The organism is Alteromonas sp. ABD4_190 (genome assembly GCF_056160105.1).
Genome location: NZ_JBSWWN010000001.1, coordinates 3,703,912 through 3,716,983 on the forward strand (window position 1 = coordinate 3,703,912; position 13,072 = coordinate 3,716,983).

The window sequence follows — 13,072 nt, forward strand, 5'->3', positions numbered from 1 at the left end:
GTTAGCAATAGCAGGAGTAATTATGTCTCGCAGAATTATGTTGATCCCCGTAGGCACTAGTGTGGGCCTTACCACGGTCAGCATGGGCCTTGTTCGCGCAATAGAAGAACAAGGTATAAAGCTTAACTTTTTCAAACCAGTTGCCCAGCCTAGAAAGGGTGACAATGGGGAAGAGCGCTCTACAGCGATCATTGCCCATCACGCCAGTGTCTCTCCTATTGAGCCTTTCGAGCTTGAGTACGTAGAGCGCATGATCAGCAGTGATAATACTGATGAGCTTTTAGAAGAAATTATTGAGCGATTTGAAGAAAAGAGCGTTCAAGATGCAGTAACCGTTATAGAAGGGCTGGTGACAACCCGTCATCATCCCTATGCGGAGCGTTTGAATTTAGAAATTAGCCGTGCTCTAGATGCCGATATCGTTTTTGTGGCGGTGCCTGGCAACGAGTCGACAACAGATATTAATCACCGCCTTGAAATAGTTGTTGATACCTATGGCGGTCATAAAAGTCAAAAAGTGGTTGGTTGTATCTTCAACAAGGTTAACGCGCCTTTTGATGAACACGGTCGGCTTCGTGCCGATATCGGTGCAATAGAAGCGCCAGAGCACGATGAAGAGCGTACGCAGGCACTGCGTGATTTGCCTATTTTCAAAAGAGGGTTAACCCTTCTTGGTACTATTGATTGGAGTGCTGACCTCGTTTCGCCACGTGCAACGGACGTTGCGAAGCACCTAAATGCCACCTTACTTAACGAGGGTGAACTAGCAGAGCGTCGACTAAGCAGCGTTACGTTTTGCGCCCGAGAAATTCACAATATGACACACACACTCAAGCCAGGTGCGTTACTAGTGATGTCAGGCGACCGCGGTGATGTGTTTGTGTCGTGCTGTTTGGCTGCGTTAAACGGTACTAAGCTAGGCGCGCTCTTGCTTACCGGTGGCTACCAGCCCGATGAAAATATTATGGCATTATGTAGTCAAGCCATGGAAACAGGCCTGCCAGTAATGTTGGTAAATTCAAATACATGGCAAACAGCGCAGGCACTTCACGCTTTTAACCAAGAAGTGCCGGTTGATGACAGCCAACGTATCGAAAAGGTGATGGTGCATACGGCAGAAAGCTTAGATGCAAGCTGGGTGAATTCACTAACCCAAAAAGTATCTCGCCAGAAAAAGCTTTCGCCATCAGCATTCCGTTTCTATCTTACCAACCGCGCAAGGCAGGTAAACAAACGCATAGTGCTGCCAGAAGGCAATGAACCAAGAACCGTTGTAGCGGCCTCGATCTGTGCTAAGCGTGGTTTAGCGCGCCCGGTACTTATTGGTGATGAAACAGAAATACGCCGAGTAGCAGAGCAGCAAGGTGTGGTACTGAGCGACGGCGTAGAAATACTTTCTCCTAGTGAGATAAAAGATGACTACGTTGAAGGTTTAGTGGCTCTGCGCGGTCACAAAGGTGTTACTGAAGTGGTTGCAAAAGAGTTACTGGAAGATAATGTAACTTTAGGCACAATGATGCTTCAGCAAGACGATGTGGATGGCCTAGTCTCTGGCGCGGTAAATACCACGGCTAATACAATTCGCCCGGCACTCCAGCTTATTAAAACGGCGGAAAATGCATCACTAGTATCGTCTGTATTTTTCATGCTGTTGCCAGATCAAGTTTTGGTTTACGGCGACTGTGCCATCAACCCTGACCCCAACGCTCAGCAGCTAGCCGACATAGCGATTCAGTCTGCCGAATCGGCGCAGATGTTTGGCATTGAACCACGGGTAGCTATGATAAGTTACAGTACAGGCTCGTCAGGTGCTGGTAGCGATGTAGAGAAAGTGCGTGAGGCTACTAAAATTGCGCAAGAGCTACGCCCCGATTTACTTATCGACGGCCCGCTTCAATACGATGCTGCAGCCATTGAAAGTGTAGGTAAGAGCAAGGCACCAAACAGCCCGGTTGCCGGTAAAGCAAACGTGTTTGTTTTCCCAGACCTAAACACAGGTAACACCACTTATAAAGCGGTGCAGCGTAGCTTCGACTTGGTGTGTATTGGCCCAATGCTGCAGGGCATGAGAAAGCCAGTCAACGATTTAAGCCGAGGTGCGTTAGTGGATGACATTGTATTTACCATTGCCCTTACCGCTATCCAGGCGGCGGGCAATTAACAAAAATTTGTGCATCTAATCCACAAAAACTAAATGAGAGCGGCGCCAAATGTAAGGCGCCGTTTTTTATACTTTAAGGGGTTACTTCGGGTTGTTATGGGCTCTTTTAAGTATAATTGCGATGATAAAAAGCAATAATACTAACAACCAAACACCTATCTCTTGAAGGTGGTAATAAGGTGTAAAACCGCGAGTTGCAACAACTGACGCTGAAATATTACCTGCTATAAATTGCGGCAGACGAGCTGTTACTTCACCTTTATGGTTGATAAAAGCCGTTATGCCATTGTTTGTAGCTCTAACGACGGGGCGCCCCAACTCAAGGGCGCGCATTTGCGCTATTTGCAAATGCTGAGCTGGGCCGTGGGAGTGCCCAAACCACGCGTCGTTACTTACTGTAATGATCATGTCTGTATCTTCATACACATTTGCCATCACTTGGTGAGGAAACGCAATTTCAAAACAGATAGCGGGCGCTAAGTGAATGCCATTAGCTTCGAGGTTGGCTTGCTGATAATCACCGCGAGAAAACGACGACATAGGTAAGTCGAATAGGGGGGCGAGGGGACGAAGCCAATCTTCAAAAGGCACAAACTCTCCTACAGGTAATAGGTGGTGCTTGGAAAACCGGTTGTTGTGAAAATATTGATAATCAGGGTATGTAGCATCTGGCGTGCGTTTACCAAGCACGATAAGGTTATTCCACGCTTCGTCTGTTTCCCAATTATAATTTACAATACCAGTTATAAGTGCCGTGTCTTCTTGAAAGGCTCTTTCATTAACTTTAGCAAGGTAAGGCTGGGCCAATGGCTCAAGCTTGGGAACCGCGGCCTCCGGCCAAATGATGAGGTCGTTATCCCACAAGCTTTCGGTTAGTTTCCAATAGGTGTCCATAGTAGGGCCATCTTGCTCTGGCACCCATCGCAAACTTTGCGCAATATTACCTTGCGCCATACCTACCGAGTAGGTCTTTTTGGGCTCAACCCAACTATGCAGTTTAAGCAGGTAGCCACTAATAAATAAACACAGCGCAACCAATACTGCGTTAGCGAAGGTTCGCCTATTGTGAATCAGCGCAAATAGGCTAGCGCTAATAACGATAAGAGCGCTTATTCCTGTTTCACCAATAACAGGCGCAAAGCCAGACAGAGGACTATCTAGCTGGCTATAGCCTAAAGATAACCACGGAAAGCCACTTAACATCCAGCTTCTAAGCCACTCCGCCACAACCCAGAAAAAAGGCAGTGCCATGGGCCATAGCTGAGGTGAAAAATACTTGGCGGTGAATTTCGTGGCAAGGGCAGGGTATAACGCTAAATAACCGCATAGCAATGCCATGAGTGCGACAGAGGCAATTAGAGGAAGGCCACCAAAGTCGGCGATACTTACGTGTACCCAACTTATTCCAGCCCCAAACCAGCCTGCGCCAAATAACCATCCGGCTAAAAATGGGCGATGCTTCAGCTTGATAACTTGACGTATAGCAAGTGCGAGGGCAGGAATAGTTAAGAGCCACATATTAAATGGGGCAAAAGCCAGCGTTAAACTAGCACCGCTTAGCAGAAGAAGAAAGTGAGGGATAAACCGTTTCAGCATAGAAGTCATCTGATGGTGATTGAAGGTTTTGTATTCACAGGGTAAGCGCTTAAAAATTCGCGCTACCCTATGCTGAAATAAACGTTATTGTGACGATGTTTCTATTCCAATGAAGGCACTGAAACCTTTAGTTGAATAAGTCGGCGTTTATCAGAGTTAGTCACTTTGAACTGAACATCGCCGATGGTGATTTCGTCATTGGTTTCAGGCATATGGCCAAAGGCTTTTAGCACAATGCCGCCAATAGTGTCCGCTTCTTCTTCGCTGAACTTGGTTTCAAAAAACTCGTTAAAATCATCCACTGGGGTTAACGCTTTAACCGAGTAGGTCGACTTATTTAAAGGACGAATATCATCGGTACCATCTTCTTCGGTATCGTACTCATCTTCAATTTCACCCACGATGATCTCGAGAATATCTTCGATTGTTACCAGGCCGGACACGCCGCCGTATTCGTCTACAACAATAGCCATGTGGTAGCGCTGTTGGCGGAATTCTTTAAGCAGAACGTCCACGCGTTTGCTCTCTGGAACAATAACCGCAGGGCGCAGTATATCTTTTAAATTGAACTCTTTTTCTGCGTTAAAAGCAAAAGCCAAAAGGTCTTTTGCAAGCAAAATACCTTCGATATGGTCTTTATCTTCACTAATAACGGGGAAACGGGAGTGAGCAGATTCAAGCATTAAAGGTAGAAATTCTTCTACTTTCTTCTCTACATCGATAGTGGTCATTTGAGCGCGAGGGATCATAATATCTCTCACTCGCATTTCATTTACCCCAATAACCCCTTCAATCATTTCTCGGGTTTGTGGGTCAATAATTTCGTTTTGTTCAGCATCAGTAATAACCGATACTAACTCTTCTTTACTTTTCGGCTCGCCAGAAATCGAATTTTTTAGTTTATCTAACCAACTCTTGCCTGAGGAGCCGTTGGTAGAGTGAGGGTTATCGTCGCTCATAATGTCCGTTTAATTGTTAGGTCAACGCCAACGTTAAAATGGTTCGTGCTGGTCGTCAATGTTTTATTGTTATTAAGTGTTAAAGTGCTTTTATAACAACAGTTTATGGTTGTTTGTTAGTTACTAACTTCGTAGGGGTTATTAATGCCAAGACTTGCAAGAATATCAATCTCTTTGCTTTCCATTTCCTCGGCCTCGGCATCGTCAATATGGTCGTAACCCATTAAATGCAATAGCCCGTGAACCGTCATATGCGCGTAGTGGTCGCTCACTTGTTTTCTTTGCTCTTCAGCTTCACGGCTAATAACGGGGGCGCAAATAACAAGGTCGCCTAATAGGTTTATTTCAATGCCTGGAGGTGCCTCAAATGGAAAAGACAAAACATTCGTGGGCTTATCTTTCCCTCTGTACTCGTAGTTAAGGCTTTGACTTTCGGCTTCGTCAGTAAAGCGGATAGTCACTTCTTGATCACTTAAGCCTTCATACTTGAGCACAGCATTAGCCCAACGCTCAAGTTCTGAAGGTGAGGGAATGGCCGACAACATAGCTTCGTCACCTTCAAACGCTTGCTGTACATCAATAATGGCGGTCACGATGCGTTGTCGTCTTTCGTTTGTGTCGCGCTATCGTTTTGAGAAGCCTGTTCTCGTTGAAGTCGCAACGCTTCTTCTTTACGTTCTTTGCGAAGACGCTCTTGTTCAGCGTCGTGCACTTCATATGCTCTTACAATACGCGCAACCACAGGGTGGCGCACCACGTCTTCAGCGTTGAAGAAGTTGAAAGAAATATCATCCACTTCGCTTAATACTTCAATAGCGTGGCGTAGACCTGACTTTGCACCGCGAGGTAAGTCTACCTGCGTGATGTCACCGGTGATCACTGCTTTCGAATTAAAGCCAATACGGGTTAAGAACATTTTCATTTGCTCTACCGTTGTATTTTGGCTTTCGTCCAAAATAATAAAGGCGTCGTTTAGTGTTCGGCCACGCATATAGGCTAACGGCGCAACCTCAATCACGTTGCGCTCCATTAGCTTTTCGACTTTCTCGAAGCCCAGCATTTCAAACAGAGCGTCGTAAAGCGGACGAAGGTACGGGTCTACTTTTTGTGAAAGGTCGCCGGGCAAGAAACCGAGCTTTTCGCCGGCCTCAACTGCAGGGCGGGTAAGCAAAATACGGCGAATTTCTTGGCGTTCAAGTGCGTCCACAGCAGCGGCAACGGCTAGGTAGGTTTTACCCGTACCGGCAGGTCCAATACCAAAGGTAATGTCGTGGTTTACAATGTTCGCCACATATTGCGCTTGATTAGGGTTACGCGGCTTAATAACACCGCGCTTGGTTTTAATATTCACTTCTTTGCCATAGCCGCCAGTTGCGTCTTTTTCGATAACGCGGGCTTCTTGAATGGCGAGATGAACTTGTTCTGCTTCTAGCTCAGGAATACGGCCCTTAATAGGCTGAGTTTCTATATAAAGAAGCTTAAGTAATTCGCTGGCACTTTTTATTTGCTGCGGTTCACCCAACACCTTAAACGCGTTATTCCGGTAGGTAATCTCTACGCCTAACCTGCGCTCAATTTGTTTAATGTTGTCATCAAAGGGGCCACATAAACTCGACAAACGTTTGCTATCTGCCGGTTCTAATTCAAATTCGTTACTAACCAATGTACTCAAGCTACTTTTTTCCTCGCTATAAAATGTATCTAGGCTGGGTTAAATTGACCCACGCCAAGCTCATCAGGCAAATCCGCCTGATGCTTTGCCATGATAGATTGGGGCGAAACGGCAACACGCAAGCCCATTTCGCTTTCTCTGCGTACAACTTCACCACGTAGTGAATTGGTAAATACGTCTGTGATGTTTACATCAACGAATTCGCCAATCATATCTGGAGTGCCTTCAAAGTTTACTACGCGGTTGTTTTCAGTACGTCCAGAAAGCTCCATTGGGTTTTTCTTAGACGGGCCTTCAACCAAAATTCGTTGCTCAGTGCCAACCATGTGACGCGCAATACGAAGGGCTTGCTGCGTAATACGCTGCTGTAATAAGTGAAGACGTTGCTTCTTAGTTTCTTCACTTACATCATCCACTGCATCGGCAGCAGGTGTACCTGGGCGAGCACTGTAAATAAAGCTGAAGCTAAGGTCGTAATCCACAGCCTGAATCAAATCCATGGTGGCTTCAAAATCGGCATCGGTTTCGCCAGGGAAACCAATGATGAAGTCGCTCGACAAGCTAATGTTCGGGCGAATCTTTTTCAGCTTACGCATTTTCGACTTATATTCAATTGCCGTATGGCCACGCTTCATCAAGTTCAATATACGGTCGGAGCCGCTTTGAATAGGTAAGTGCAGGTGGTCAACTAACTCAGGAATAGACGCGTATGCATCAATAATGTCGTCAGTAAATTCAACCGGGTGAGATGTGGTGTAACGGATTCTGTCGATACCGTCGATGGCCGCTACCAATTCAAGCAATTCAGAGAAACGACAAATTGTACCGTCGTAATTTTCACCGCGATATGCGTTAACGTTTTGACCTAGAAGATTTACTTCACGTACGCCTTGACCTGCAAGCTGCGCAATTTCAAGCAGTACGTCGTCAACAGGGCGGCTTACTTCTTCACCACGTGTGTAAGGCACTACGCAGAATGTGCAGTATTTTGAACAGCCTTCCATAATAGAAACGAATGCCGTTGGTCCTTCAGCACGTGGCTCAGGCAAACGGTCAAACTTTTCAATTTCCGGGAAGCTTACGTCAATGACTGACTTTGCGCCGCCCTGAAGTTCGTTGATCATTTCAGGCAAACGGTGCAGTGTTTGTGGGCCAAATACCAAGTCTACAAAAGGTGCGCGCTGGCGTATGGTATCGCCTTCTTGTGAAGCCACACAGCCGCCTACACCGATAATAAGTTCAGGCTTGTCTTGCTTTAACGTTTTCCAGCGACCAAGTTGGTGGAAAACCTTCTCTTGCGCCTTTTCGCGAATAGAGCAGGTGTTAAGCAAAATAACATCAGCCTCTTCAGCACTTTCAGCAGCACTGTAGCCATGCGTTGAGTCTAGTAAGTCTGCCATTTTCTCCGAGTCGTACTCGTTCATTTGGCAGCCCCAGGTTTTGATATACAGCTTTTTAGTCATAACAACTATTCGATAACCTGTTAGTGTTCCTGTAAGTGAATGCAGTATCACCTTTTGTTTAGCTAAGGTGTCTACCAGAATGTTATTCTGCATAGCGCCTTTAGAGTGCCCATGCAGAAAGCATCGGAAATGTCAGTTACAGGAAGATGTTCAAAATAGCCGCATATTTTACCTGTTATGCAGGCATATTCCCAGTGTCTTACGACGATTCGTGAAGAATTGATCTAAGCCAAGCCTGTTCTACGTTTTACTTCACAGCGCTTTGTGTTTTAAGACATAATGCAAGTGCGTGTTTTAAGGAGAGTAAATGGTCGATTTTTGTATAAATGGCGGCGGTATGGTGGGGGCTGCGCTAGCCTTGGGACTTGCCCAACAACAGTTTAAGGTAGCAGTGATAGAGCCGTATCTACCCGCATCTTTTAACCCCGAGGACGGCCCTGACTTAAGGGTTTCTGCCATCAGCGAGGCGTCGGTTACGCTTTTAAAAGCCCTTGGCGCTTGGGAACACATAGCGGCCATGCGCGTTAAACCTTACACCGGCCTAAGCGTGTGGGACGACCCTGCCCATAGAACAGACTTTACCGCAAAAAGTATCGACATGGCTCAGCTGGGTTTCTTTGTAGAAAACCGTTTGTTGCAGTTGGGATGCCACGAAGCACTAAAACAGTATGACAACGTTGAGCTTATTAGTGGCCACACAGTGCAAGATATTCAATTAGCAAATACTGCTTCCGTTATGCTTTCTAGCGGCAGAACGATAGATGCTAAGTGGCTAATTGGCGCAGATGGCGCAAACTCTCAGGTAAGAAAAGCGGCCGGTATTGGCACCACAGGTTGGCAGTACGCGCAACAGGCAATGGGCATCACTATCAAAATAGACAAACCCGTTGAGCCCGTTACCTGGCAACAGTTTACATCGAGCGGCCCCAAAGCCTTTTTGCCAATGTTCGATAACTATGCCTCGCTAGTTTGGTATGACTCGCCCGACGAACTCAAACGGATTAAAAGTTTAAAAGCGAGCCAACTAGAAAGTGAAATTCTTAAAACCTTTCCTAATGAATTAACCAAAAATGGCAACAGCTTTTCTGTTGTAGACAAAGCGGTTTTTCCGCTTACCCGTTCTCATGCTAATCACTATGTGAAAGGCTGTTGCGTGTTAATTGGTGATGCAGCACACACCATCAACCCGCTTGCCGGGCAGGGCGTTAATTTAGGTTTTAAAGATGTAGAAGCATTCCTTTCTGTGTGTGCTGAATTCAAGCCATTCGGTAGCAACAACGCATTGTCGCTAACCGATAAAGTATTTTCTCAAAGGCTTATCAGGAACTATGAAAGGCCACGAAAGCGAGATAACTTGGTAATGATGAGCGCAATGGATGGGTTTTATACCTTGTTTAGTAACGATATTGCCCCCATTAAATGGGTAAGAAACCAGCTGCTTTCTGTGGCGCAGCGCATAGATCCTGCTAAACAACAAGTGCTTAAATATGCGATAGGATTACGATAATGGAAGTGTTAATTTTACTAGTTGTGCTATTCGGCGCGTTAGCGCTGATAGTGCCACTTATTGAGCGGTCTAAAATGCGTATCAGTAATGAAGATGCGGCCAAATGGGCGAAGTGGATTTGGCCGTTGATGGGAATACTGCTTGTTGCTCAATTATTGCGTTTGCTGTTCTCTTAGTGAAAGCATTATTGTTAACCTATTATTGTTGAACTGAATAAATAAGAAAAAGTCCTTGGCGAATGTATTAAATAGAGCATCTTGGGTAGATGTTGCCAAAGCGATTGGCATTATACTGGTTGTTTATGGCCATGTAGCAAGAGGGGTAAACGCTTCTAATATTGGATTGGATAGTGAAATCTATGTACTAATTGACAGTATCATTTACAGTTTCCATATGCCTTTATTCTTCTTTCTTTCTGGGCTCTTTTTTTTAAAATCTTTTGAAAAGTATAAAGCGCTAGGGCTGACATTTAACAAAATAGATACGATCCTTTATCCGTACGTTTTATGGACGCTTATTCAGGGGGGATTGAACGTATCGCTTTCGTCATTTACCAACAATCACAAGTCTTTAGAGCAGGTTTTAACGTTTTGGGAGCCCTACGCGCAATTTTGGTTTCTGTATACGCTATTTTTACTATTTTTGTTGAGTAGCGTTTATTTTTCGGCAGTTTCAAAGCGTCATACACTCCCCCTTTTTATCGCTTCCGCACTGCTTTATGTTACGAGTAAGCAAGTTACATATCCGTTACCACTCCATTTTATTGCAGAACACTATGTATTTTTTGTTTTTGGTATTTTGGCTTCAAAGTGCAATTTCAAGAATCTTGTCGGTCACACTCATGTGCTATGGGGAAGTTTGATCTTAACTCTTTTTGCGCAATACGATTTTCACGTAAACCAAAATTTAGTTTATTCCGACAAAGGCAGTTACTCACTTTTTCTTGCCTTAACGTCTATTACGTTTATTTGTTCGTTATCGGTTTTTCTTACTGCGCGTTCAATTAAGTGGTTGATTGTAATAGGTTCCTCATCAATGGCAATCTATCTTATGCATATAATAGCGGGCAGCGGAGCTAGAATTGTTCTCGTGAAGTTGTTTGGAATAACGTCAACAGAAATACATCTACTGATAGGGATTGCAGCAGGTATTGGTTTACCTCTTGTGGCGGTGAGAGTCGTCGAAAAGTACAACATTTCTTACGTTTTCAGTGCGCCTTTAAGTGACTTGTTAAGAAACACCAGCCGCTAATGCGGCTTGTCTAATGGCCATTTACCATGTAAGTCCAACAAAACTTTGCCGATCATAGTTTTAATAGGGGCGATGTCTTCTTGCATTAATGCAAACGCCCGTAAGCCAACAAACTGGTTTTGTAACCATTCAGCCGCAAGTTCAGGTGGTGTATGTTTTGGTAACTCGCCTTTGTCTACACCATTTTCAACTATCTCTTTAAACCCAGCTTTAAGGGTTTGCATACTTTCAAGCACCGCTTTCTTTGCGATATCGCCAATAATATCTAGCTCTGCAATAGACTTAACAAGAAGGCACTGTCGCATGTAGCGCTTTTCATCTGGCCCTGTAAGTGCTATTTCAAAAAAATCTCTAAGTGCTGTTAAGGGAGAGTCAGAATCAGCTACTTGCTTTAATCGCTCAGCACTGTTTTTAGCATAATATTCCACAACCAGCTTGAATAGGCCCTCTTTACTTTGGAAGCGGGCATATATGCTGCCAGGGCGCATGTCCAATGCCTGCTGAATATCCCGCATACCCGCCGCCTGAAAGCCTCGTTGCCAAAAAAGCGTAGTGGCTTTTTCAATAATGTCATCGTGGTCATATTTCATAGCTGCATACCTTATACGTGAATATTTTGAACATGTGTTCAATTATCGCTTGAACGATCGTTCAAGTAAACCTATTATTAATTCCACTTCAAAAAGGTAAGAGTAACTAAAAGAGTTACTTTAGTTTCTAGTCACATCAATAGGAGAGTGATATGAGCGATTTTAAATTACATACCAAAGAGACAGCGCCAGAAGCAGCAAAGCCACTAATCGATAATTCTGTAAGCGCATTTGGTATGCTGCCTAACTTGCATGCGGTAATGGCAGAAGCGCCAACGCTACTCGAAGGTTATCAGGTGCTACACAAGCTAGCGCAAGAAACATCGTTTAACGCAGAAGAGCTAACTGTAGTATGGCAGGCCGTTAACGTTGAACACGCTTGCCATTACTGTGTACCCGCGCATACCGGCATTGCCAAAAGCATGAAAGTAAGTGATGACTTAATTGAAGAGTTACGCAACGATGAAACATTGTCTGACAGTAAATTGAATACGCTAAAAGAAACTGTGCTAGCTGTAACTCGCGGACGAGGCAATGTTGATAGTGCGCAGCTAGATGCATTCTACAGTGCTGGCTACCAACATCAGCAACTACTTGAAATTATTCTTATTCTGGCACAAAAAGTGATGAGTAACTATACCAACCACTTAGCCGAGACTCCGGTAGATGAGCCATTTAAAAAATTCGAGTGGTCACCTAAATAAAAGGTTTTATCGGGGAAATAAAAGCTCAGCTTTTGTTTCCCCCTTCTATTTACCGATAAAGGGCTTTTTGTACAAATACAGGCATTGTAGAACCGCCAGTAGTCCCGCACTAAAAAATATATAAATTAGAATCGCAGAAAGCATGACATTTTCCTTCACTGGACTTTTCCAAGTTTGACTGCGCTAACTGAATGGTTTCCAGTAGCCAAAGTTTAGCGGCCGCTTTGTTGTTAAACACTTCAATTTTATCTCCAGCGCGTTGATAGATACTGCCGAAATGCTGCGTGGCGAAACTGGGCGAATTTGATTTTTCTACAAGGAGTGCGGTGCCGACTCTGCCATTCTCTATATCTTTTTTTACAAGCTGAATGAGGTGCGTTTCTGCATCAGGTACATGGTTCGGCTCGCCATAAATGGTTGCCATTACTCCCCAAGGTGCGCCTCTTAGCTCTTCTAGTATCGACTTAGCTTGGTTAGTTGAATGTTGAAGCGCTTCTACATTCCAAGGTCCGTGTCCTTCAATAATGAGTATGCGATCTTCCCGGTGAACATACACTTCGCCATGGGGTATGAAACGGGTCATTTTAACCAGCTGACTTATGAGGCGATTGGTAGCTGAGGCTCAAGCTCTTCAGCAGTATTAAGAGCAACTATTTCTTCATAACCTTTTTGTTGAAGCAGGGCTTTTAAGTCATCTCGTGATGCACATTTTGTGTGCTTGGCAAGTGCAATAGCTTCAATGAAACAAGATAGGTGAGTTGTTGATTGTGCCTGTGTCATATACTTCTCATTTTGTTGCGTTGACTGAACAACTTTGTCTAATACTCAAGTCACTCATGTGACGTTTATGTGACTTTTTTATGAAAAAAATCAAGAAAAGTTCATTGTTAACCTTGAAATGTATATACATTGAATATACATTTATGATTCGAATTGGTGCTTCTTACCTATGAAAGCGGTCGAGATGTCTGAAAAAAACAATAAAAAGAAGAAAAAGAATAGTCAGATGATTATTCGAATTAATGACGAAGAAAGAGCGCAATTTATTGCGCTTTGCGATTCTTTAGATACGTCTGCGGCTCGCGAAGTAAGACGCTTTATTCGTGAGTTCATTGAAGAACACAATGAAGAATAAATGCTGTTAACCAGCGATACACTACAGAAGAAAC

General features: G+C 44.3%; 14 protein-coding genes. 6 read left to right on the forward strand and 8 right to left on the reverse strand.

Features of this window, described 5'->3' with window-relative positions; translation table 11 throughout:
• Nucleotides 1-22: 22 nt before the first annotated feature.
• On the forward strand, nt 23-2,161 hold the full coding sequence (pta, locus tag ACXAFM_RS16160) for a phosphate acetyltransferase (RefSeq protein ID WP_474835243.1): 2,139 nt from the start codon (nt 23-25) through the stop codon (nt 2,159-2,161).
• 81 nt (nt 2,162-2,242) lie between these two features.
• On the opposite strand, the gene lnt is transcribed toward pta, so the two are convergent.
• The 5 genes from lnt to miaB form a co-directional block, all read right to left on the reverse strand.
• Entirely contained in the window at nt 2,243-3,757 is a 1,515-nt protein-coding gene (lnt, locus tag ACXAFM_RS16165; RefSeq protein ID WP_474835245.1) for an apolipoprotein N-acyltransferase, read from the reverse strand.
• Between the two features lie 101 nt (nt 3,758-3,858).
• On the reverse strand, nt 3,859-4,716 hold the full coding sequence (gene corC / locus ACXAFM_RS16170) for a CNNM family magnesium/cobalt transport protein CorC (RefSeq protein ID WP_334059216.1): 858 nt from the start codon (nt 4,714-4,716) through the stop codon (nt 3,859-3,861).
• A 116-nt stretch (nt 4,717-4,832) separates the two neighbouring features.
• Nucleotides 4,833-5,309, reverse strand: a complete 477-nt coding sequence (gene ybeY, locus ACXAFM_RS16175; RefSeq protein WP_474835246.1) for an rRNA maturation RNase YbeY — start codon at nt 5,307-5,309, stop codon at nt 4,833-4,835.
• Nucleotides 5,306-6,388, reverse strand: a complete 1,083-nt coding sequence (locus tag ACXAFM_RS16180; RefSeq protein ID WP_474835248.1) for a PhoH family protein — start codon at nt 6,386-6,388, stop codon at nt 5,306-5,308. The genes ybeY and ACXAFM_RS16180 overlap by 4 nt, the downstream gene beginning before the upstream one ends.
• Before the next feature lie 29 nt (nt 6,389-6,417).
• Nucleotides 6,418-7,851, reverse strand: a complete 1,434-nt coding sequence (gene miaB / locus ACXAFM_RS16185) for a tRNA (N6-isopentenyl adenosine(37)-C2)-methylthiotransferase MiaB (RefSeq protein WP_474835566.1) — start codon at nt 7,849-7,851, stop codon at nt 6,418-6,420.
• Nucleotides 7,852-8,158: 307 nt separating this feature from the next.
• Here miaB and ACXAFM_RS16190 point away from each other — a divergent pair, with 307 nt between their 5' ends.
• Genes ACXAFM_RS16190 through ACXAFM_RS16200 form a run of 3 tightly spaced genes read left to right on the forward strand, consistent with a single transcriptional unit; the run spans nt 8,159 to nt 10,609 of the window.
• Complete coding sequence (locus ACXAFM_RS16190; RefSeq protein WP_474835250.1) at nt 8,159-9,358, forward strand: FAD-dependent monooxygenase; 1,200 nt, start codon at nt 8,159-8,161, stop codon at nt 9,356-9,358.
• On the forward strand, nt 9,358-9,534 hold the full coding sequence (locus ACXAFM_RS16195) for a hypothetical protein (RefSeq protein WP_474835252.1): 177 nt from the start codon (nt 9,358-9,360) through the stop codon (nt 9,532-9,534). Before ACXAFM_RS16190 ends, ACXAFM_RS16195 begins: the two co-directional genes overlap by 1 nt.
• 55 nt (nt 9,535-9,589) lie before the next feature.
• Nucleotides 9,590-10,609: an acyltransferase family protein gene (locus tag ACXAFM_RS16200; RefSeq protein WP_474835254.1), complete on the forward strand. Its 1,020-nt coding sequence runs from the start codon at nt 9,590-9,592 to the stop codon at nt 10,607-10,609.
• Here the strand turns inward: ACXAFM_RS16200 and ACXAFM_RS16205 are convergent.
• Nucleotides 10,606-11,199 (reverse strand): TetR/AcrR family transcriptional regulator, encoded by a 594-nt coding sequence (locus tag ACXAFM_RS16205; protein WP_474835255.1) that lies wholly within the window; start codon nt 11,197-11,199, stop codon nt 10,606-10,608. The two genes, ACXAFM_RS16200 and ACXAFM_RS16205, sit on opposite strands and share 4 nt — an antisense overlap.
• A gap of 152 nt (nt 11,200-11,351) precedes the next feature.
• Between ACXAFM_RS16205 and ACXAFM_RS16210 the strand changes: the two genes are divergently transcribed.
• Nucleotides 11,352-11,903 (forward strand): carboxymuconolactone decarboxylase family protein, encoded by a 552-nt coding sequence (locus ACXAFM_RS16210; RefSeq protein ID WP_474835257.1) that lies wholly within the window; start codon nt 11,352-11,354, stop codon nt 11,901-11,903.
• 109 nt (nt 11,904-12,012) lie between these two features.
• Here ACXAFM_RS16210 and ACXAFM_RS16215 read toward each other — a convergent pair whose 3' ends face one another.
• Nucleotides 12,013-12,486, reverse strand: coding sequence for a hypothetical protein (locus ACXAFM_RS16215; RefSeq protein ID WP_474835259.1), 474 nt, complete (start codon nt 12,484-12,486; stop codon nt 12,013-12,015).
• 14 nt (nt 12,487-12,500) lie between these two features.
• Nucleotides 12,501-12,683, reverse strand: coding sequence for a hypothetical protein (locus tag ACXAFM_RS16220; RefSeq protein ID WP_474835261.1), 183 nt, complete (start codon nt 12,681-12,683; stop codon nt 12,501-12,503).
• A 184-nt stretch (nt 12,684-12,867) separates the two neighbouring features.
• Between ACXAFM_RS16220 and ACXAFM_RS16225 the strand changes: the two genes are divergently transcribed.
• Entirely contained in the window at nt 12,868-13,038 is a 171-nt protein-coding gene (locus ACXAFM_RS16225; protein WP_474835263.1) for a hypothetical protein, read from the forward strand.
• Nucleotides 13,039-13,072 lie beyond the last annotated feature (34 nt).